This window comes from uncultured Brachybacterium sp. (assembly GCF_947500705.1).
Lineage (GTDB): Bacteria > Actinomycetota > Actinomycetes > Actinomycetales > Dermabacteraceae > Brachybacterium.
Genome location: NZ_CANMSY010000005.1, coordinates 227,086 through 248,620 on the forward strand (window position 1 = coordinate 227,086; position 21,535 = coordinate 248,620).

18 protein-coding genes are annotated in these 21,535 nt (G+C 67.8%); 8 read left to right on the plus strand and 10 right to left on the minus strand.

Going from position 1 to position 21,535, the window contains the following annotated elements:
* Window positions 1-84 precede the first annotated feature (84 nt).
* Complete coding sequence (locus Q0937_RS11200; RefSeq protein ID WP_299303589.1) at window positions 85-1,743, plus strand: DEDD exonuclease domain-containing protein; 1,659 nt, start codon at window positions 85-87, stop codon at window positions 1,741-1,743.
* Window positions 1,744-1,793: 50 nt separating this feature from the next.
* Window positions 1,794-2,075 carry an Lrp/AsnC family transcriptional regulator gene (locus Q0937_RS11205; protein ID WP_299303591.1) on the plus strand — a complete coding sequence of 94 codons (282 nt, stop codon included), beginning with the start codon at window positions 1,794-1,796 and terminating at the stop codon, window positions 2,073-2,075.
* Window positions 2,076-2,138: 63 nt separating this feature from the next.
* Here the strand turns inward: Q0937_RS11205 and trpD are convergent, their stop codons facing one another.
* On the minus strand, window positions 2,139-3,221 hold the full coding sequence (gene trpD, locus Q0937_RS11210) for an anthranilate phosphoribosyltransferase (RefSeq protein WP_299303593.1): 1,083 nt from the start codon (window positions 3,219-3,221) through the stop codon (window positions 2,139-2,141).
* Between the two features lie 235 nt (window positions 3,222-3,456).
* Between trpD and Q0937_RS11215 the strand changes: the two genes are divergently transcribed.
* From Q0937_RS11215 to Q0937_RS11230, 4 genes are all read left to right on the plus strand, one after another.
* Window positions 3,457-4,191, plus strand: coding sequence for a heme-copper oxidase subunit III (locus tag Q0937_RS11215; RefSeq protein ID WP_299303595.1), 735 nt, complete (start codon window positions 3,457-3,459; stop codon window positions 4,189-4,191).
* A gap of 94 nt (window positions 4,192-4,285) precedes the next feature.
* Window positions 4,286-5,086 (plus strand): c-type cytochrome, encoded by an 801-nt coding sequence (locus Q0937_RS11220; protein WP_299303597.1) that lies wholly within the window; start codon window positions 4,286-4,288, stop codon window positions 5,084-5,086.
* Window positions 5,087-5,094: 8 nt separating this feature from the next.
* Window positions 5,095-6,159, plus strand: a complete 1,065-nt coding sequence (locus tag Q0937_RS11225; RefSeq protein WP_299303599.1) for a ubiquinol-cytochrome c reductase iron-sulfur subunit — start codon at window positions 5,095-5,097, stop codon at window positions 6,157-6,159.
* A 4-nt stretch (window positions 6,160-6,163) separates the two neighbouring features.
* Window positions 6,164-7,843: a cytochrome bc complex cytochrome b subunit gene (locus tag Q0937_RS11230; RefSeq protein ID WP_299303601.1), complete on the plus strand. Its 1,680-nt coding sequence runs from the start codon at window positions 6,164-6,166 to the stop codon at window positions 7,841-7,843.
* 1,016 nt (window positions 7,844-8,859) lie between these two features.
* On the opposite strand, the gene Q0937_RS11235 is transcribed toward Q0937_RS11230, so the two are convergent.
* The 6 genes from Q0937_RS11235 to Q0937_RS11260 all read right to left on the minus strand — a co-directional run bounded on the left by Q0937_RS11235 (window position 8,860) and on the right by Q0937_RS11260 (window position 14,503).
* Complete coding sequence (locus Q0937_RS11235) at window positions 8,860-9,276, minus strand: cytochrome c oxidase subunit 4 (protein WP_299303602.1); 417 nt, start codon at window positions 9,274-9,276, stop codon at window positions 8,860-8,862.
* Between the two features lies 1 nt (window position 9,277).
* Window positions 9,278-10,990, minus strand: coding sequence for a cytochrome c oxidase subunit I (gene ctaD / locus Q0937_RS11240; RefSeq protein WP_299303604.1), 1,713 nt, complete (start codon window positions 10,988-10,990; stop codon window positions 9,278-9,280).
* Window positions 10,987-11,943, minus strand: coding sequence for a cytochrome c oxidase subunit II (gene coxB, locus Q0937_RS11245; protein WP_299303607.1), 957 nt, complete (start codon window positions 11,941-11,943; stop codon window positions 10,987-10,989). Before coxB ends, ctaD begins: the two co-directional genes overlap by 4 nt.
* A 385-nt stretch (window positions 11,944-12,328) precedes the next feature.
* Entirely contained in the window at window positions 12,329-12,688 is a 360-nt protein-coding gene (erpA, locus tag Q0937_RS11250) for an iron-sulfur cluster insertion protein ErpA (protein WP_299303609.1), read from the minus strand.
* Window positions 12,689-12,821: 133 nt separating this feature from the next.
* A complete protein-coding gene (locus tag Q0937_RS11255) occupies window positions 12,822-13,091 on the minus strand; it encodes a hypothetical protein (RefSeq protein WP_299303611.1) in 270 nt (89 codons plus the stop codon).
* A complete protein-coding gene (locus Q0937_RS11260; protein ID WP_299303613.1) occupies window positions 13,088-14,503 on the minus strand; it encodes a dipeptidase in 1,416 nt (471 codons plus the stop codon). Before Q0937_RS11260 ends, Q0937_RS11255 begins: the two co-directional genes overlap by 4 nt.
* A gap of 102 nt (window positions 14,504-14,605) precedes the next feature.
* Here Q0937_RS11260 and Q0937_RS11265 point away from each other — a divergent pair, with 102 nt between their 5' ends.
* Complete coding sequence (locus Q0937_RS11265) at window positions 14,606-15,199, plus strand: DUF3043 domain-containing protein (protein WP_299303615.1); 594 nt, start codon at window positions 14,606-14,608, stop codon at window positions 15,197-15,199.
* Between the two features lie 136 nt (window positions 15,200-15,335).
* On the opposite strand, the gene aspS is transcribed toward Q0937_RS11265, so the two are convergent.
* Window positions 15,336-17,153: an aspartate--tRNA ligase gene (aspS, locus tag Q0937_RS11270; protein ID WP_299303617.1), complete on the minus strand. Its 1,818-nt coding sequence runs from the start codon at window positions 17,151-17,153 to the stop codon at window positions 15,336-15,338.
* Window positions 17,154-17,489: 336 nt separating this feature from the next.
* Here aspS and Q0937_RS11275 point away from each other — a divergent pair, with 336 nt between their 5' ends.
* Complete coding sequence (locus Q0937_RS11275; protein ID WP_299303619.1) at window positions 17,490-19,445, plus strand: DEAD/DEAH box helicase; 1,956 nt, start codon at window positions 17,490-17,492, stop codon at window positions 19,443-19,445.
* A 142-nt stretch (window positions 19,446-19,587) separates the two neighbouring features.
* Here the strand turns inward: Q0937_RS11275 and trxA are convergent, their stop codons facing one another.
* Window positions 19,588-19,956 carry a thioredoxin gene (gene trxA, locus Q0937_RS11280; protein ID WP_299303621.1) on the minus strand — a complete coding sequence of 123 codons (369 nt, stop codon included), beginning with the start codon at window positions 19,954-19,956 and terminating at the stop codon, window positions 19,588-19,590.
* Window positions 19,957-20,015: 59 nt separating this feature from the next.
* On the minus strand, window positions 20,016-21,395 hold the full coding sequence (gene hisS, locus Q0937_RS11285; protein WP_299303623.1) for a histidine--tRNA ligase: 1,380 nt from the start codon (window positions 21,393-21,395) through the stop codon (window positions 20,016-20,018).
* Window positions 21,396-21,535 lie beyond the last annotated feature (140 nt).

Here is a 21,535-nt window from a genome sequence, read left to right on the forward strand (position 1 = left end):
GACGGCGAACGGCCCCGATGGCCCGGTGTCGCTGCACCTCTGCAGCGACGGCCGGCTGTCGGGGCCTCGTCATATCCTTCGACCATGTCTGCACGCGGCCAGTTGAGCTTCGATGATCTCGGTACCCCGCTGGCGGAAGCCACCCTCGTGGTCGTCGACCTCGAGACCACGGGCACCGATGCCACGAGCGACGCGATCACCGAGATCGGAGCCGTGAAGGTCCGCGGCGGCGAGGTGCTCGGAGAGTTCCGCACCTTCGTGGATCCCGAGCGGCCGATCCCTGCCTTCATCGCCTCCCTCACCGGGATCACCGACGCCTCCGTCGCGGGAGCGCCGTCGATACGCATCGCGCTGCCGATGTTCCTGGACTTCGTCGGCGGTGCCGCGCTGGTGGCGCACAACGCCCGCTTCGACATCGGATTCCTCAGCGCCCAGGCGGCGGCCTGCGAGATCAGCTGGCCGCGTCCTCAGGTGCTCGACACCCTCGCGCTCGCCCGCACCGTGTTCCGGCGGGACGAGGTGCGCAACCACAAGCTCTCGACGCTTGCCGCACATGTCGGAGCGAGCATCACACCGGATCACCGAGCACTGTCCGACGCCCGCGCCACCGTCGATGTGCTCCACGCGATCATCGCCCGGCTCGGCCCTGCCGCGACCACGCTCGAGGATCTCAGCTCCGCCCACCGCAGGGTCAGCCCGGCCCAGCTGCGCAAGAAGCACCTCGCCTCGACGATCCCCAGCGTTCCCGGGGTCTACCGCTTCTTCGACGCCCAGGGAGCCGTGCTCTACGTGGGGACCTCCCGCGATCTGCGATCGCGAGTGCGCACGTACTTCACCGCCGCAGAGACCCGTCGCAAGGTGCTCGACATGCTCCCCCGCGCAGAATCGATCGGAGTGATCGAGTGCGCCACCCCCACCGAGGCACGGGTGCGCGAGCTGCGGATCATCGCCCAGGAGAAACCACCGTCGAACCGCCATGGACTCACTCCTGAGAAGGCGCATTGGCTGCGACTGGGCGGTGGCACGGAGGGTCTGCGAGGAGCGCGGCTGGCCCGGACCGAGGAGGACGGCTCCGCCCAGATCGGTCCGCTGACCTCGAGACATGACATCGAGCCGCTGCGCGGCCTGCTCACTGATGCGATACAGGGGCGGGGCGCCGCTCTCGAGGCCGGTGCACGGGGCGTGCCGGACCCCGATGCCGGTCACCACGAGCGGCTCCGGCGAGCGATGCGGGAAGATCCCCGCGAGGTGCTCGATCACGTCGCAGTGCGCCTGCGCGCACATGTCGGGTCCTCACGGTACGAGGACGCGGAGAAGCTGCGAAAGCTCGCTCTCACCTATCTCGCAGCAGCTCATCGCGCCTCTCGCCTGCGTGCGCTGGCCGACGTTCCCCTGCTGATCTCTGCGCGACCGAGCTCGGAGCCGGTGATCGGCGGGCGTGGTTGGGAGCTGCTCGCCGTGCGGCATGGACGCTTCTCGGGGACGACGCTGGTGCCCGGGCACAAGGATCCTCTGCCCTTCGCGCGCTCGCTGGCGCTCACCGGCATCGGAGAGGCGGAGCTGGCCGCCCCGCTGTGCCAGGGCTACCACCAGGAGGCCGAGATCATGCTGGGCTGGCTGGAGGGAGAGGGGGTGCGCACGGTGCTCACCGAAGGGACGTGGCAGGTCCCTGCCCGTGCCCGCTTCGACCAGGAGCATCTCGCCCGGCGCTTCTCCCGGACCGGTGAGGGTCCTGCGGCATAGGCTCGGGGGAAGGACCCAGGCGCCTCTGGCGCCCTGTCGAAGGAGAAGCAATGATCACTGCCATCGTCTCGATCGTCGTCGAGCCCAGCCGAATCCCCGAGGTCGCCGAGGCGGTCGTCGACATCCAGGGCATCGAGCAGGTCTATTCGGTCACCGGTGACGTCGATCTGATCGCCGTGGCCCGGGTCCGTGCCCATGAGGACCTCGCGACCGTGATCGCCGACTCGCTGAGCAAGGTGGACGGGGTGCTCGACACCACCACCAACATCGCCTTCAAGACGTACTCGAAGCGAGACCTGGACGCCGCCTTCGACCTGGGCATCAGCGGCTGATCGCTCCGGCTCGGGCCTCGGCCCGAGCAGACAGCTCGCCCACGCCCGGGAGCGGCGCCGGGCTCAGCCCTGGCCGTCGGCCGCCTCCTGCGACGCGGCGGCCCAGCGACTGATGAGCTCTGCCGGCCGGCCCGAGTCGAGGGTGCGCACGACCTCCTCGAACGCGACGGCGAAGCGTCCTTCGAAGCCGTCCGCGGCGGGCTGGTCGATGCCGTCGAAGGCGAGCACTCCCGCGGCGGCGTTCAGCAGCACCGCATCACGGATCGGACCCATCCGTCCACTGCGCTCGCCCGCGTAGAGGTCCCGTGCCACCTGAGCATTCTCCTCGGCCGTCCCTCCCCGCAGGGCGTCGTGGCTGCTGCGCGGAACCGACAGCAGCGCAGCGGGATCCAGCACATGCTCGCGCACCTCGCCACCACGCACCTCCCAGACGTCTGAGGGCGCTGTGACCGTCAGCTCGTCCAGCCCGTCCTGACCTCGGAAGACCAGCGCACTCGTGCGTCGCGAGGCGAAGACCCCGGCGACGGTGGGAGCGATCCTCGCGTCCGCCACGCCCACCGCGCTCGCTCGCGGGCGGGCGGGATTCGTGATCGGACCGAGGATGTTCATCACGGTGGGGATGCCCAATCCCCTGCGCGCCTCGGCCGCGTACTTCATCGAGGGATGGAACACCTGGGCGAAGAGGAACGTCATGCCGATGCGGCTCACCAGCTCCTCCACCTTCGGCACCGGCAGATCCAGGCGCACGCCCAGCGCCTCCAGGACGTCCGCCGAGCCGGAACGGGAGGTCGAGGCGCGGTTGCCGTGCTTGACCACCGTGCGGCCGGTCGCGGCGATCACCACCGACGCCATGGTGGAGATGTTGACGGTCTGGGCCAGATCACCCCCGGTGCCGACGATGTCGACGGAATGCGCCGGAGCGTCGACCGGGCGCGCATGCGCGATCATCGAATCGGCCAGCGCTTCGAGCTCGCCGCTGGTGACGCCCTTGGACTGCAGGGCGACCAGGAAGCCGGCCAGCTGCACCGGACTCGAGCTGCCGGACATCACCTCATCCATCGCCCAGGCTGCAGCTGCGCCGTCGAGCTCCTCACCGCGCACGAGATGTGCGGTGATCCGGGACCAGGTCGGGGTGTTCTCGCTCATGTGCTGATGATGTCATCCGCCCGCGACCGATCGTCGACCGGATCACGGTGCGGATCACAGAAGGGTCACGTCCCCGCACATGCCGATCACCTGCGCGGATCAATTGCGTGTCCCGGTTCGTGACACGGCGTCAGGAGGGATATGCTGACACGGTCCGCCCGGGGCGCAGGCCCCGCGATGTGCCTGCTTGTCGTGTACTGGCACACCGATTCTGACCACACGACATAATGGTGACGTGACTACTGCGAACCTGCCTGTGCGCTCCGCCCCCGCTGCCGCCCCAGCGGTCGGCCGCCCGAACCCGACGCAGATCGGCACCCTCGTCTGGCTCGCCAGCGAGCTGATGTTCTTCGGCGGCCTGTTCGCCATGTTCTTCACACTGCGATCCATGGCGCCGGAAACCTTCACCGACGGCCAGTCGAACTTCACGCATGGCTTTGCACTGCTGAACACCTCGATCCTGGTCTTCAGCTCGGTGACCTGTCAGATCGGCGTCTACGTCGCCGAGGGCCGGTGGCCGAACGGAACCACCTTCACCCCGCGCAAGCGCCGTGAGGGCTCACTCTTCAACATCGCCGGCTGGGGAATGATCGAGTGGTACACCGTCACCTTCATCCTCGGCGCGCTCTTCGTCTCCGGCCAGGCCTATGAGTACACCGAGCTCATCCACAAAGGTGTGACGATGTCGTCCTCGCCGTTCAGCTCGGTGTTCTTCCTCGCCACCGGGTTCCACGGCATCCACGTGATCGGCGGGCTCATCGCCTTCCTGATGGTCCTCATGCGGGCCTACGCCTCGGAGACCTTCACCGCCCACGAGCAGATCTCGGCCATCTGCATCTCGTACTACTGGCACTTCGTCGACGTGGTGTGGATCGTGCTGTTCTTCGTCGTCTACATGCTCGATCCGATCCTCTCGCTCGGGAACTCGGGTCACGTCATCCCGGTCACGTTCAACTGGAGGGTCTTCTGATCCCCGGCGACGCCCGAGCCCGTCCGCTCGTCGCGTCCTCCTCGCCCGGCATTCCCCGTTCAGTCCGTCCCCTCCACGAATCGAGGTCCGAACCGTGAAGGCTCTCGCCGCCCGTCGTCATCACCCGATGGCGCTACTCGTGATCCTGCTGCTCGCGCTCGTCGCGACCGGTGGGCTGTATGCGGCTCTCCAGCCTCAGACGGCCCAGGCCGAGGCCTACACGCAGGAAGACATCGATGCCGGCGAGGCACTCTTCCTCGCCAACTGCGCGACCTGCCACGGCCGCAATGCAGAGGGTCTCGTTGACTCCGAAGGTGACACGCTCGGCCCGTCGCTGATCGGCGTGGGCGCCGCTGCGGTCGATTTCCAGGTGGGCACCGGCCGCATGCCGATGCAGCAGTCCGGTGCGCAGGCCTCCCGCAAGCCCCCGCAGATGAACGAAGAGCAGACCAGCCAGCTGGCTGCCTACGTCGCCTCCCTGGGCCCCGGCCCTGCGATCCCCGCCGACGAATGGCTCGACACCAGCAAGGGCGACGCCACCAAGGGCGGCGAGATCTTCCGCATCAACTGCGCCATGTGCCACAACGCCGCCGGCGCCGGTGGTGCTCTGACCCGCGGCAAGTACGCACCGGCGGTGATCGGCCTGGAGCCCAAGCACGTCTACGAGGCCATGGAGACCGGTCCCCAGAACATGCCGGTCTTCAACGACAACAACCTCTCGTCCTCGGACAAGCGCGATGTCATCACCTATCTCGAGAAGCTCGAGGAGAACGGCAGCCCCGGCGGCATCTCCCTGGGCTCGCTCGGCCCGGTGACCGAGGGTCTGTACGCGTGGACGATCATCCTGTCACTGCTCCTGGGCTGCGCTGTGTGGCTGGGGGCGAAGGCCAAGTGAATGCGAGCATGAACGACAATCTCGATGGCAGCTCCCCTGCCCGTGGCCTCAGCGCCATCGCCCCCAAGGAGGGCGGCGGCTTCCCGAACCCGGGCCTGCCCCCTCACATCCACCGCCAGGCAGATCTCTCGAAGGCTGCGGAGAAGCGTGCCGAGCGACTCGTCGCCAGCATGTTCGTGCTCAGCATCGTGGGCACCGTCCTCTTCATCGCGGCATACTTCCTGGTGACCCCGACGGGGATCAACCTCTTCGCCGAGGAGGGCACCCCGAAGGCACTCTGGTGGTCGAACCTCACCACCGGTCTGGGCCTCGCGATCGCGGTGTTCTTCATCGGTGCGGCCGCCGTGCACTGGGCCAAGACCCTCATGCCCGACGACGAGATGGTCGAGGAGCGGCACGACATCCGCGGCTCCGACGAGACCCGCGAGATCGCCGCCGGCATCATCACCGACGGTCTCGCCGAGTCCGGCATCGCACGCCGTCCGGTGATCGTCACTGCCATGGTGGCCGCCCTGGCCGCCCTGCCGATCGCGGTGCTCGCACCGCTGTCCACCCTGGGCCCGCTGCCCGGTGGCAGGCTCCACCACACTTTCTGGGGTCAGAACGCCAGACAGCGCCTGGCCCGAGACCACGACGGTACGCCGATCAAGCTCTCGGACGTCGCGATGAACTCGGTCTTCCACGTCATGCCCGAGGGCCTGACCCACGAGACCGAGCACTTCCTGGAGGAGCGCGCGAAGGCCGCAGCCGTGCTCGTCCGCATCGACCCTGCGCTCAGCAAGAACGAGGAGAGCATGGCGATGGGCGTCGAGGGCGTGCTCGCGTTCTCGAAGATCTGCACCCACGTGGGCTGCCCCGTCGCGCTCTACGAGCAGCAGACCCACCACATGCTGTGCCCCTGCCACCAGTCCACCTTCGACGTCACCGACGGCGCAAAGGTGATCTTCGGCCCGGCACACCGTCCGCTTCCCCAGCTGCCGATCGAGGTGGACGACGAGGGCTACCTGGTCGCCCCCGGTGACTTCACCGAACCGATCGGGCCCAGCTTCTGGAACATCCACAAGGAAAAGTGATCTCGTGACGACCACGACTCCCAGTACCCGGAAGCAGACTTCCGACGCCGAGGGCTCCTCGCGCGCGTACAAGCTCGGCGCAGTGGGCGGTGACTGGCTCGACCAGCGCGTCGCCGGCGGCGGCCTCGTCAAGTTCATGGCCCGCAAGATCTTTCCCGACCACTGGTCGTTCATGTTCGGTGAGGTGGCGCTCTACAGCTTCGTCATCCTGCTGATCTCGGGTGTCTTCCTGACGATGTTCTTCGACCCCTCCATGGAGGAGGTCATCTACAGCGGCCCGTATGAGCCGCTGCAGGGCCTCATGATGTCCCGGGCCTTCGAATCCACCCTCGAGATCTCCTTCGAGGTCACCGGTGGCCTGCTGTTCCGGCAGATGCACCACTGGTCCGCGCTCGTGTTCATGGTCGCGATCTTCGTGCACATGTTCCGGGTGTTCTTCACCGGTGCGTTCCGCAAGCCGCGTGAGCTGAACTGGATCGTGGGCTTCTCGCTGATGGTGCTGGGCATGGTCGCCGGATTCTCCGGCTACTCCCTCCCCGACGACGTGCTCTCCGGCAACGGCCTGCGCGTGATCGACGGCCTGATGAAGGCCGTGCCCGTCGTGGGCACCTATCTGTCGATGCTGCTCTTCGGCGGCGAGTTCCCCGGCACTGCCGTCATCCCGCGGCTGTTCACCGTTCACATCCTGCTGGTCCCCGCGATGATTCTCGGATTGATCGCGATCCACATGGTGCTGCTGGTGCTGCACAAGCACACCCAGTACCCCGGCCCCGGTCGCACCGAGCGCAATGTGGTCGGCTTCCCGGTGTTCCCGGTCTACGCGGCGAAGGCGGGCGGGTTCTTCTTCCTGGTCTTCGGCATCATCACCTTCATCTCCGCGACCACCTCCATCAACGCTGTGTGGAACTACGGGCCCTACGATCCGTCGCCGGTCTCGGCCGGTTCACAGCCTGACTGGTACATGCTCTGGACCGATGGCGGCCTGCGGCTCATCCCGGGCTGGGAGTCGACGATCTTCGGGTACGTGCTCTCCTGGAACATCCTGATCCCGATGGTCATCTACGGGCTCCTGCTGGGCGTGCTCGCCCTGTACCCGTTCCTCGAGGCGTGGGTGACGGGCGATGATCGCGAGCGCCACGTCAACGATCTGCCGTACAACGCGCCGGTGCGCACCGGTCTCGGCGTTGCCTGGATCATGACCTACCTGATCCTTGCCCTGGCCGCGACCAACGACATCATCGCGGTTGCGCTCCAGCTGTCCATCAATGACCTGACCTGGGCGCTGAGGATCGCGTTCTTCGTGGTGCCGGTACTCTCCTTCTACATCACGAAGCGACTGTGCCTCTCGATCCAGCGCCATAAGCGGGAGAAGGCACTGCATGGCGAGGAGAGCTCGCGGATCGTGCGTACGGAGACCGGCGACATGATCGAGATCCACACGCCGCTCAGCGAGTTCGATCGCTGGGTGCTGGTGCAGCACGATGATTACCGCCCGCTCTCGGCCGGCAAGGGCGTCTCCTCGCTCCGTGCGAAGGCCACCAGCTTCTTCTTCAAGGACAGGATCTCTCCCGTCACGCCCTCGGAGCTCCGCGAGGCGCTCGAGCACTCGGGCCATGAGAAGCACGTCATCGATGAGCTCACCGGCGGGGACTACCGCACACCGGCCGAGAAGACTCAGCACTGAGCCGCTCCCGGTCACAGCGAGTGTGATGGCGAAGGGCCCCGAGGATCATCTCCTCGGGGCCCTTCGCCGTGGACTCTCCGATCGGACTGGGCAGCCCGGCGGGCGCAGCAGGCGGCCCTGCTCCCCCGGCGCACTCCCCCCGGCGCTCTCCGCCAGCGCACCTTCCCGTACTCTCCCCCAGTACTCTCCCCCAGTACTCGTCCCCAGCGCTCTCCCCCAGCGCTCGGACACCCACACTCGGCCCTCGGTGCCCGGGCGCGACCATCACCCCCGGGCGCGACCATGATCGGAACGACGGCCGGACCTCGGTGCTGACAGCGCGGAGCTCACTCCAAGTGCGGATTCAAGGGACGGGGAGCCCGCTCCTGCGTCCGCTCAGCAGCGGCGTCAGTGAGATAGCGGGCAGCCAGAAGGCCGAGACGGCGGTTCATACGGCGCAGCCGCCGTACAGAGCGCACGGGGGCAGAAGCCGGATCCAGTCCTGCCTCCGCGAGCACCTCGCGTGCCCAGGCAACGGCGTCTTCGATCCCGTTCGTCCCCGGGAAGAGGCGTCGCAGCTCCTCCAGCGCCCGGCCCACCGGATCTGTCTCTCCACCGATCATGCTCACTCCCCTGGTTCATCCCCAGGCGCCTGCGATGCCAAGCGACCCGATGCCAGCATATTCCGGTGGGCTCAGCCCCGCGAGGCCGAGGCCTGCACGATCTTTATCCGTCATATTGGCTGTATCGACCATTATAGACGTCGTGATGCGGATCGTTCCAGGGGCCCGGCATCATCGACACTTTCCCGCAGTCCGTCGCCCTTCGCCGGCCGGTGCACGCTCGAGGACGCCTGGCGTGAGCGTCTGCGGCCTGAGCACCAGCAGCACGAAGCTCGGAGGTGGGACCTCGGAGCCCTCCACGCACACGCCACGCGCCGCGCGCCGCGCCGAGGCAACGAGAGGAGGGCCCCGCATCGTCGAACGATGCGGGGCCCCTGGTGCTCTATCCCTTGGGAGGGAGGCGTGAGCTGTCGATCAGTGGGCGTGCTGGCCCACCGAGAACTCCATGACCCAGGTGAGGATCCCGTAGATGGCGAATATGACGCCGAAGGCGAAGATCCACCAGCCGGCGGCCACGCCAAGGAAGCAGAGTGCTCCGCCGAGTGCTGCCCACAGCGGTGCCCAGCTGTACGGGGAGAAGCTCCCCTGCACGCCGGAGTCGTCCGAGACCTCGCCGTCCAGCTCGTCGGACGCGCCGAGGTCGTTCTTCTTGATCGTCAGGGACAACGCCATGGCGATCATGACCGAGAGGCCCGTCAGAGCGAGCAACGCCGGGAAGCCGACGGGCTCGACTCCCATGGGCTCATACCGCCCGGTGAGGAAGGCGTACGCGATCGCGACGATCAGGAAGAAGACCGCCAGGATCCAGAAGATCTTTGCCGTTGCTCTCATGTCAATTGGTCCTCGGGTTCGCGGCGGGCTCCTCAGCGAGCATGTGGTCCTGCAGCGCGACCTCCGGGTGGTGGAGATCGAAGGCGGGACGCTCGGAGCGGATCCGGGGCAGGGAATGGAAGTTATGACGCGGCGGCGGGCAGGACGTCGCCCACTCGAGCGAAGCGCCGTAACCCCACGGGTCGTCGACCTCGACCTTCTTGCCCTTGACGTGCGTCAGCACCACGTTGAGCAGGAAAGGCAGAGTGGAGATGCCCATGATGAACGCACCGACCGTCGAGATTTGGTTCATCCAATCGAAACCATCCTCGGCCAGGTAGTTCACGTAACGACGGGGCGCACCGGCCACGCCCAACCAGTGCTGGATGAGGAACGTCATGTGGAAGCCGATGGTCAGCAGCCAGAAGTGCAGCTTGCCGATTCCTTCGCTGAGCTTGTAGCCGAACATCTTCGGCCACCAGAAGTAGAAGCCTGCGAACATCTCGAAGACCACTGTGCCGGCCATCACGTAGTGGAAGTGTGCGACCACGAAATAGGTGTCAGAGACGGCGAAGTTCAGCACCGGTGAGGACAGGATCACGCCCGTCAGACCACCGAAGATGAAGGTGGTCAGGAAGCCGAGGGTGAACAGCATCGGCGTCTCGAAGGTCAACGACCCTCGCCACATCGTGCCGACCCAGTTGAAGAACTTCACACCCGTCGGCACGGCGATCAGCATTGTCATGAACGCGAAGAAGTCGAGCATCACGGCGCCCGTGGTGTACATGTGGTGCGCCCACACGGTCACGGACAGCGCGGCGATCGAGATCGTCGCACCCACCAGGGTCTTGTAGCCGAAGATCGGCTTGCGTGAGAAGACGGGGATGATCTCGGAGGCGATGCCGAAGAACGGCAGCGCGAGCACGTACACCTCGGGGTGGCCGAAGAACCAGAACAGGTGCTGCCAGAGCACCGGTCCGCCATTGGCCGGATCGAAGATATTCGCATCGAAGCGTCTATCCGCTCCCAGTGCCAGCAGCGCGGAGGCCAGCGGCGGGAACGCCATCAGCACCAGCACGGCGGTGATGAGGGTGTTCCAGGTGAAGATCGGCATGCGGAACATGGTCATGCCGGGCATGCGCATGCAGAGGATCGTGGTGATGAAGTTGACCGAGCCGAGAATCGTGCCGAAGCCCTGCAAGGCCAAGCCGAAGACCCAGAGATCACCGCCCAGGCCCGGGGTGAATGTCGTGTCCGACAGGGGTGCATAGGCGAACCAGCCGAAGGACGCCGCCCCCTGCGGAGTCAGGAACCCGGAGACCACGATCAGCGAGCCGAACAGAGTCACCCAGAAGGCGAACATGTTCAGTCGCGGGAATGCCATGTCGACGGCGCCGATCTGCAGCGGCACCAGGTAGTTGGCGAAGCCGTTGAACAGCGGGGTGCCGAACATCAGCAGCATGATCGTGCCGTGCATGGTGAACAGCTGGTTGTACTGATCCTTGGAGACCACGACCTGCAGTCCGGGCTCCCATAGCTCGGTGCGGATGCCGAGTGCGAGCAGGCCGCCGAACGCGAAGAACGCGAAGGCCATGACCATGTACATCTTGCCGATCAGCTTGTGATCGGTCGTGGTCAGGAGCTGGAAGATCTGCCTGCCGAGACTCGTCGGCCGCTCCTCCTGGAACCGGCCGTTCACCGAGGTGCTCGGTGCGGCGGTGGTCTCGATGCTCACTCGTTCTCTCCCTCGGTCCCGGTGGAGGCTGTCTCCTCGGTGTAGCGAGGACCGGCGTCATCATGCTTCTCGCGCATGCTCCACTCCTCCTGGTTGCGGTTCAGGTCGACACCCAGCTGACCCTCGTTGCCCTGATCGCGCAGCTCCTGCATGTGGGCGTCGAACTCCTCCTGGGAGACCACGACCACGTTGAAGAGCATGTCCGAGTGGTACTCGCCGCAGAGCTCGGCGCACTTGCCGGCGTAGGTTCCCTCAGTGGTCGGGGTGACCTGGAAGCTGTTGGTGCGTCCCGGGAACATGTCCTTCTTGTACAGGAAGTCCACGACCCAGAACGAATGGATGACGTCGCGCGAGTCGAGCCGGAACTCGACGGTCTGGTCGACGGGCAGGTACAGCGTGGGGAGCGAATCGGCGGCCGCGTCGTTCCCCTCGGCGTCCACCTCGCCGGTGGCGAAGGACTGGATGCCTGCCGGCTCGTGGACGTTCTGGTCGACGTAGTTGATGTCCCAGCTCCACTGCTTGGCCACCACGTTGACGGTGTAGTCAGGATCCGCGACGTGCATCTCGATCTCGCGGGTGTCGCGCTGCGTGAAGTAGAAGAAGGTCAGCACCATCACCACGGGCACGAGCGTGAACATCAGCTCGAGCGGCACGTGGTAGCGCATCTGCACCGGGAAGCCGGTGTCGTTCTTGCGACGGCGGTAGGCGACCGCGCACCAGATCGTCAGTCCCCAGATCATGAGGCCCACGAGGACCAGCACGGTCCAGGAGCCGACCCAGAGGCTCGTGATGCGCTCGGTCTGGTTGGTGACCTCCTGGCCATCTGCCCGACCGGGCATGAACCCGCGCTGCTGCGCCTGGGTGCAGCCTGCGAGGAACAGGGTGGCCAGGGCGAGGCCTGCTGCTGCTGCACGGCGTCCACGCTGTGCGCGCTGAGGGACCTGGGGGATCACAGAGGATGACCTTCCGCTCGTCGTCTCCACCTCCGGTTCCGGAGCGAGCGCAGTGGCTCTCCCCGGCTCCGCGACGTGGAGCTGGTACTTATGTGGGCGGGACATACCCACAGTGCCGCGCCCTCCCCGCGAGGAGAAGGCTGTGACCGGCCTCTGGGGCCCGCCACTTGACGGCACGCTGTCATCATACGGCTTTCCGGGGGTGGTGGAGCCACCTCGACTCGCCGCAGGGCGCACTGGCCAGACCTCCGTGACCGGTCCGTGATCTGCACGTCGCTGTGGTCACAGGAAAACGGGCCCGGTCCGGTGACCTGATCGTCACCGGGCCGGGCCCATGTCCTCCGCAGCGGTCGCCGCCTCTCGACGGGGATGCGCTGCAGGCGACTCAGCTGAAGGAGTCGCCGCACGCGCAGGAGCTGCCTGCGTTGGGGTTGTCGATCGTGAAGCCCTGCTTCTCGATGGTGTCGGCGAAGTCGATCACCGCACCGGTGAGGTAGGGGCTGCTCATCTTGTCGATGATGACCTCGACGCCGTCGAAGTCGACGACCTGGTCGTTGTCCATCAGGCGCTCATCGAAGTAGAGCTGATAGATCAGTCCGGAACAGCCGCCGGGCTGAACTGCGATCCGGAGGCGGAGGTCGTCGCGACCCTCCTGGTCCAGCAGCGTGGTCACCTTCTGGGCAGCGCCGGAGGTGAGGGTGACGCCGTGCGCCGCAGTCGGGCGTTCAGTGGTGGGCGTGGTCATGCGTTCCTCCTCGAAGCTCGTGTCCATCCAGGATACGCCTCGGCGCTCCCGAACGGGGAGCGGAGGTCCCGGCGATCCGACACACCCTCGGTCGAGGTGCCGGGGAGAGTCGTGGACGCGACACGCCGGAGGCTCACAGCACCCCGCGGAAGAGGGCGAGCAGGATCACTCCGGCGTAGCCCATGAGCACTCCCGCCACCGCACCGGTGGCCCCATCGCGGCTGCGTCCCGTCAGCACCATCGACGCCGCCGCCACGAGCACGGCGATGACAGCGATGAGCCCCCACCACAGGAAGAAATAGCCTGCGATGAAGCCGATGATGAGCCCGAGGAAGAGCAGCGGGATCATCAGGGGAGACACCGTGGGGCTGCCCTCCCCTGAAGGCTGGCCCGAGGTGTTCACCTGCTCCTCCTGTCGAGTGACCCTGCGCCGAGCAGCAGCAGCGCTTCAGCGAGGCACACCCGTGCGAATTCACCGAGGTGGAGGGACTCATCGACTCCGTGAGCTCTGGACTCGGGATCTTCCACCCCGGTGACCAGCACCTCGGCCTCGGGGAAGACCTCGAGCAGATCGGCGATGAACGGGATCGAGCCTCCCAGCCCGGTGTCCACTGCCGGAGTGTCCCAGGCACGGGCGAAAGAATCGCGGGCGAGATCCATCGCGGCGGACTCCTGTCGCGCGCTGTAGGGCTTGCCCCGTTCACCGCGGCGCACCGTGACCTGTGCGGTGGCGGGCGCGTGCTGCTCCAGGTGTGTGACCAGCGCGTCCATCGCCGAGTCCGGGTTCTCGCCCGGCGGGATACGCAGCGAGATCTTGGCCCGTGAGACCGGCACCAGGGTGTTCGAGGCGTCACGCACGCTCGGTGCATCGATCCCGATCACGGACAGCGCGGGCTTGGCCCACAACCGCGACGTGAGCGAACCGCTGCCCGAGAGCTCGAGCCCCTCGACCACGCCCGCATCGCGGCGGTAGTCGGCCTCGTCCATCTCGACCGTGGGATCCGCTGCCCGGACCAGCCCATCGACGGCGACCTCGCCGTTCGCATCGTGGAGGGTGGCCAGCAGCCGGGAGAGCTGGGTGAGCGCGTCCAGGACCGGACCACCGAACAGACCCGAGTGGACCGCGTGCTCCAGCGCCCGCACCTCGACCACGAGATCGACCACGCCTCGCAGGCTGGTGGTCAGGGCCGGGGTGCCCACGGCCCAGTTGGCGGAATCCGCCACGATGATGAGGTCCGCGGCCAGGCGATCCCGATAGGTCTCGATGAAGGGTCGGAAGGTCGGGGAGCCCGCTTCCTCCTCCCCCTCGATGAAGACGGTGACGCCGACCCCGTCGGCAGCGAGCTCCTCTCCGACCAGGCGGAGGGCGGTGACGTGAGCCATCACACCGGCCTTGTCGTCGGCGGCGCCGCGGCCGTACAGGCGGCCCTCGCGCTCGACCGGCTCGAAGGGCGCGCTGGTCCAGTCCGCGACGTCGCCTGTGGGCTGGACGTCGTGATGCGCATAGAGCAGCACGGTGGGTCGGCCTGCAGCGGCAGGCGTGCGGCCGATCACCGCGGGGCTTCCGCCGTCGACGGACTCGATGCTCACCTCGGCCATGCCGGCGCCGCGCAGCAGTTCGGCCACGGCCTCGGCGCTTCGCTGGACCGGCTGCCGGTCGTAGCCGTCGAAGGCGATCGAGGGAATGCGGACGAGGTCCTTCAGGTCGTCGATCGCGGCTGGGAGCAGCGGTTCGAGCCGCGCCCGCAGCGCTGCGACCTCGTCGGGGGCTCCAGGGTTGGCAGGATGCCGGGGGGCAGGGTCAGGGGTGCTCATGGACGTCACCGTACCGCTGGGTCTCCACTGGGCCGAAGCGAGGACGTGATGTCGCTGCTCATGCCGGGACGGGTCCCAGTCGTTGTCGCCTAGACTGCCCTGGTGATCTTCCGCAAGTCTGAGACTCCCCAGAACCCTGAGCCCGCACCGCAGCCCGCGCGTCCCGGCTCCAAAGGGCGACCCACCCGCAGCCGCAAGGAGGCTGAGGCAGCTCGTCGCAGGCCGCTGGTGGTCGACGACCGCAAGGAGGCCCGCCGTCGCGACCGGGAGAGGGCCGGCCAGGAGCGCATGGAGGCGCAGCAGGCGCTGATGACCGGCGATGAGAAGAAGATGCCGCTCCAGCATCGGGGGCCGCAGCGCAGCTTCGTGCGCGATGTGGTCGATTCCCGGCGCAATGTCGCCGAGCTGTTCTTCCCGATAGCCCTGGTCTTCATGCTCGTGGCTCTCGTGCTGCCGCTGATCCGGCCCGATCTCACGACGCTGCTGAGCACCGGCATGATCGTGGTGCTCTGGGGAGGTATCGCCCTGTGCGTGGTCGACTCGCTCTTCCTGCGCAAGCGACTGCGGCGCGATCTCACCGAGCGCTTCGGCGAGGTGCAGCAGGGCCTGGTGGGCTACGGCATCATGCGCGCGATCCAGATCCGTCGGTTCCGTCTCCCCCGCCCGCAGATCAAGCACGGTGAGCAGCCGCGCTGATCCGGGCCTCCGCACGGACGGGGTGGGCGATCTGCTCCCCCATCGCGGCGCAGCACGACTGCATCGCACCATCACCGCACGTTAGAACGGCCGACGCGATCTCTCGCGTCGGCCGTTCTCAGGTCGTGGCTGCCTCTCAGGCGCCGGCGCCCTCGGGTGCCGCCTTACCCTCCGGTGCCGTCTTCGACTTCTCCTCGCGCACAGCCGGCTTGGCGTCGACACCGGCCTCCTTGCGCTGCTGCGGGGTGATCGCCGCAGGTGCCGCGGTCAGCGGGTCGTAGCCGTTGCCGGTCTTGGGGAAGGCGATGACCTCGCGGATCGAGTCCTCCTTCGCCAGCAGGGCGACGATGCGGTCCCAGCCGAAGGCGATGCCGCCGTGCGGCGGAGCGCCGAACTGGAAGGCATCCAGCAGGAAGCCGAACTTCTCCTGCGCGTCGTCCTCGGCGATGCCCATGACCTTGAACACGCGCTGCTGCACGGACTGGTCGTGGATGCGGATCGAGCCGCCGCCGATCTCGTTGCCGTTGCACACGATGTCGTAGGCGTAGGCCAGCGCCGACCCCGGGTCGGTGTCGAAGGAGTCCATGAACTCCGGCTTCGGGGAGGTGAAGGCGTGGTGGACCGCGGTCCACGAGCCCTCTCCCACCGCGACATCGCCGGCGGCGCGAGCGTCGGCCGCAGGCTCGAACATCGGCGCGTCGACCACCCAGACGAACGCGAAGGCGTCATGGTCGATCAGACCCAGGCGCTCGGCGATCTCGGCACGGGCGGCGCCGAGCAGGGCGCGCGAGGGCTTGGCCTCCCCGGCCGCGAAGAAGATGCAGTCACCGGGGGTGGCTCCGGTGGCGTCCAGCAGCCCGGCCTTCTCCGCCTCGGAGATGTTCTTGGAGACGGGACCGGTGAGGGAGCCGTCCTCCTGGACCAGCACGTAGGCCAGACCCTTGGCGCCGCGCTGCTTCGCCCACTCCTGCCAGGCGTCGAGCTGGCGACGCGGCTGGGATGCCCCGCCGGCCATGACGACTGCGCCGACGTAGGGGGACTGGAACACCCGGAACGGAGTGTCCTGGAAGTACTCGGTCATCTCGACCAGCTCGAGGTCGAAGCGCAGATCCGGCTTGTCCGAACCGTAGCGTCGCATCGACTCGGCATAGGTGATCCGGGGGAACGGCGTGGTGACCTGGTGGTCGCCCTTGGCCCAGACCGCGGTGAGGATCTCCTCGGCCAGGGCGATCACGTCCTCCTGGTCCACGAAGCTCATCTCGACGTCGAGCTGGGTGAACTCGGGCTGGCGGTCGGCACGGAAGTCCTCGTCGCGGTAGCAGCGTGCGAGCTGGAAGTACTTCTCGACACCGCCGACCATGAGCAGCTGCTTGAACAGCTGCGGCGACTGCGGCAGCGCATACCAGGAGCCCGGGGCGAGCCGCGCGGGGACCAGGAAGTCGCGAGCGCCCTCCGGGGTGGAGCGGGTCAGCGTCGGGGTCTCGACCTCGAGGAAACCCTGGTCCAGGAGGGTGTCGCGCGCGGCGCGGTTGACCTCGGAGCGCAGGCGCAGTGCCTTGGCCGGGCCCTGACGGCGCAGGTCGAGGTAGCGGTAGCGCAGTCGTGCCTCCTCGCCCACCTCGCTGTGCTCATCGAGCTGGAAGGGCAGCGGCGCGGAGGCGCTGAGCACCTCGACGCTCTCGGCAGTGACCTCGATCTCGCCGGTGGGCAGCAACGGGTTCTCGTTGCCCTCGGGGCGCCTGCCGACCGTGCCCACGACCTTCAGGACGTACTCGTTGCGCAGGTGCATCGCGTCGTCCTCGCGCACCACCACCTGGGTGACGCCCCCGGCGTCGCGCAGATCGAGGAACGTCACACCGCCATGGTCACGGCGACGGCCGATCCAGCCGGTGAGGGTGACGGTCTGTCCGATGTGCTCCTGGCGGAGCTCACCGGCGGTATGGGTGCGCAGCACGAGGTGTCCTTCTGATGGGGTCGACAGGTCACGGCACCGTCATGCCCGGAAGCAGGCGGCGGCCATCACGCAGATCGCGTGGATTGCTCACCTTACCGCGCAGCGTGAGGGATCTCGCCACCGCAGCACTGTTGCGCCGGTCCTCACGCCCGTAGACTCGACGGCGGTACGACCTGCGAGATCGCAGGTCTGTTTTCGCCCCAGTTCGCCTGAGCCGCATCATGCCACCGCATGATCCACGTTGCGCGAGATGTAGGGCGCCCACGCCCAATGAATGGGCAATCACGCCCTGCGACACGTTAGGGCTTGTTCACCCCCTGACTGTCGAAGGACACCATGACTGATTCCTCCCCTGCTGCTGCGCCCGAGAACATCGACGTGAACGTCGAAGAGTCCGCGCCCGTCGCGCCTGCTGCGGAAGCCACCGCGCCGGCCACCGAGGTCGACGCTCCCGCCGCCGAGGCCCCTGCTGCCGACGTCGCCGCCGACGCCCCCGCCGAGCCTGAGGCCCCCGTCGGTCCCAGCTTCGACGACATCGATCTGCCGGCGCCGCTGCGCCGGGCCGTCGACGAGCTCGGCTTCACCACCCCGTCGGCCATCCAGTCGCAGGCGATCCCGCCGCTGCTCGAGGGCCGCGACGTGATCGGCGTCGCCCAGACCGGCACCGGCAAGACCGCCGCCTTCGGCCTGCCCCTGCTGGCCGCGATCGACCCGACCCTTCGCCAGGTGCAGGCCCTCGTGCTCGCCCCCACCCGCGAGCTGGCCATGCAGGTGGCCGACGCCATCGCCTCCTTCGCCACCTCGATCGGCGGCCTCGACGTGGTCGCGCTCTACGGCGGCTCCCCCTACGGCCCGCAGGAACGGGCGCTCGCCCGCGGCGCACAGGTCGTCGTCGGCACCCCCGGCCGCGTGATGGACCACATGCGCCGCACCAACCTGCGCCTGGACACCATCCGCTTCGCGGTCCTGGACGAGGCCGACGAGATGCTGCGGATGGGCTTCGCGGAGGACGTCGAGGAGATCCTCTCCCACTCCCCCGCCAGCCGTCAGGTCGCACTGTTCTCGGCGACCATGCCCTCCGCCATCCAGCGCGTGGCCCAGACCCATATGAAGGACCCGGTGCGCGTGAGCGTGTCGCCGCAGTCCTCGACGGTCAAGAGCGTCACCCAGTCCTACGCCGTGGTGCCCTTCCGGCACCGAACCGGCGCTCTGGCCCGAGTCCTGGCCACCTCCGAGGCGGAGGCGGCGATCGTCTTCGTGCGGACCCGCGCTGCCGCGGAAGAGGTCGGTTCGGCCCTGGTGGCGCGAGGTCTGATCGCCGCCTCCATCAGCGGGGACGTGCCCCAGAAGGAGCGCGAGAAGATCGTCGAGCGGCTGCGTGAGGGCTCTCTGCAGGTGCTGGTCGCGACCGACGTCGCCGCTCGTGGTCTGGATGTCGAGCGCATCGGCCTGGTCGTCAACTTCGATGTGCCCAAGGAGGCCGAGTCCTATGTGCACCGCATCGGTCGCACCGGCCGCGCCGGCCGCACCGGTGAGGCGCTGACCTTCATCGGCCCCCACGAGCGGCGCCAGCTCAAGAACATCGAGCGGGCCACCAAGCAGACCCTCGCAGAGGCTGTGATCCCTTCGCCGCGCGACGTCTCCAAGCACCGCCTGGCCTCGCTCCTGACTCAGGTGCCCGAGCGCATCGAGCGCGGTCGGCTGGAGCTGTACCGCGAGCTGATCGGGGAGTTCGTCACCGAGCAGGGCATGGACCCGCTCGAGCTGGCTGCCGTGCTCGGCGCGATGACCGTCGGTGACGAGGGTCCCGGCTCCGCGTCCGAGGAAGAGGAGTTCACCCCCTCCAAGCTCTCGGGCGATGACCGCCACAACGACCGCGGCGGCGACCGCGGTCCTCGTGAGCCCCTGCAGACCGAGCGCGGCTACACCTCGTACAAGGTCGGGGTGGGCCACACCCACGGCGCCCGGCCGCCGGGCATCGTCGGTGCGATCACCGGCGAGGGTGGTCTGACGGGCAAGGACATCGGCAAGATCCAGATCTTCCCGAACTTCGCCCTGGTCCAGATCCGCGGCTCCCTGTCCTCGGAGCAGATGGAGCGGATCTCCCGTGCCAAGGTCGGCGGCCGCGAGCTGCGGATCGGGCCGGACAACGGTCCCCGCGGCGGCAGCGGACCGCGCCGGGACGGTGACCGTCCGTTCCGTCGGGATGATCGCCCGCGCCGTGATGACCGTGGGGACCGCGGAGGTCGTTTCGACTCCAAGCGCCGCCCGTTCCGCCGCTCCGAGGCCTGAGCACCCCGCTCGACGGACCTGCTGACAGAGAAGGACCCCGCCACCGATCGGTGGCGGGGTCCTTCTCTGTCAGCAGCCGGCGCTGTGGTCATCCGGCTCTGTGGTCATCCGACTCTGCGGCGACCCGGCGTCGAAGGGATTCTCAGTCCTGCTTCTCCTGAGCCTCGGTGTACGCCTTGCGGACCTCGTCCATGTCCAGGTTCTTGACCTGGCCGATGAGATCCTCGAGCGCGGACTGCGGCAGGGCACCGGCCTGGGAGAACACCGGGATGCCCTCACGGTAGGCGACCAGGGTCGGGATCGAGGTCACGCCGTAGCGCATCGCCAGCTCCTGCTGGTCCTCGGTGTCGACCTTCGCGAAGGTGACGTCCTCGTGGGTGTCGGAGGAGTCCTCGAAGATCGGGGCGAAACGCTGGCACGGCACGCACCAGCCCGCCCAGAAATCGATCAGGACGATGCCGTCCTCAACAGTCTTGTCGTGGTTCTCGGTGGTCAGAGTGAGCGTAGCCATGCTCACTGGAACGCCGCGGCACCGAGGATCATTCCCTCAGCGCCACGGCGTGACTCAGGTCACCGGACGGTTTCGGAGCTGGGCATCCCCGGGCCGGCCACGATGCGCACGGCCCGGTCCTCCACCGGCGGCTCCCAGGCCGCCGCGTCGGCGACCGACTGCTCCCCGCTGCGGATGTCCTTGACCTCGTCCGCGCCCCCGTCGGTGCCCGGGAACCAGATGAAGGGGATGCCCCGGCGATCCGCATAGCGGATCTGCTTGCCGAACTTCGCCGCCGCGGGTGCCACCTCGCAGGAGATCCCCCGGCCCCGCAGAGAACGAGCGACGGCGTCGCTGAGCGCACGGTGCTCCTCGTCGGCGACGGAGACCAGGACACAGGTGGGCACCGCACGGGAGGGTGCGGCGAGATCTGCGGACAGCAGCCGGGAGACCAGCCGGGACAGCCCGATCGACAGCCCCACACCGGGGTAGGTGTGTCGGTTGTCCGCGGCCAGGGAGTCGTAGCGTCCGCCGGAGCAGATCGAGCCGAGCGATTCGTGCCCGGCCACGAAGGTCTCGAAGACGGTGCCCGTGTAGTAGTCCAGGCCGCGGGCGATGGAGAGGTCCGCCATCATCACACCCGGCACGGCGGCCTCGACGCGTTCGATGACCGCGGTGAGCTCGGCGATGCCCTGCTCGAGCATCTCGCCGCTGCCCCCGAGGTCCCGCACCTGCTGTGCGAAGGAACCGTCACGGGTGCGGATCGCGGCGAAGTCGAGGCAGGCCTGCGCCTGCTCCGCGGTGGCACCGGTGTCGGCGAGCAGCAGGTCGCGCACCGCATCCGGGCCGATCTTCGGGAGCTTGTCCAGGCTGCGCAGCACCGCGGACTGATCCTCGAGCCCGATCGAGCGGAAGAAGCCCTCGGAGAGCCGACGGGTGTTGGCGTGGATCGTGAACGTCGGCAGCGGGAGCCGGTCGAGGATCTCTGCCATCACCGTGGCGACCTCGGCCTCGATGTGTCCGGGCAGGGAGTCCTGGCCGATGACATCGAGATCAGCCTGATAGAACTCACGGAACCGACCGTCCTGCGGGCGCTCCCCGCGCCACACCTTCTGGATCTGGAAGCGGCGCAGCGGGAAGGCGAGGTCGTTCTGGTGCTCGAGCACGTACCGGGCCAGCGGCACCGTGAGATCGAAGTGCAGTCCCAGGGTGCGCGAGCGATCCTCACGGCTGGGCTCGGCACCCTCCTCCTCGGCGTGCAGGCGGCGCAGGACATAGACCTCCTTGTCGATCTCTCCCTTGCGCAGCAGCTGATCCAGCGGTTCGACGGCCCGCGTCTCGATGCCGGAGAAGCCGTGCAGCTCCGCCACTTCGCGGAACACGTCGATCACGTGCTGCTCGACGAGACGCTCCGCGGGGAGCCACTCCGGGAATCCTGACAGGGCGGCGATCTTCGCCATGCGGTGCACATCCTTCTGGGGTTGGGCTGGGTGGCGGTGTACCGGACCCATTATCCCCTTGTCGGCGCCGGCCGTATCGGAGGGCAGGACCGGTCCCTCCTGGTCCACCGGCCACGGTAGAGTTCCGTGACGTGGTTCTC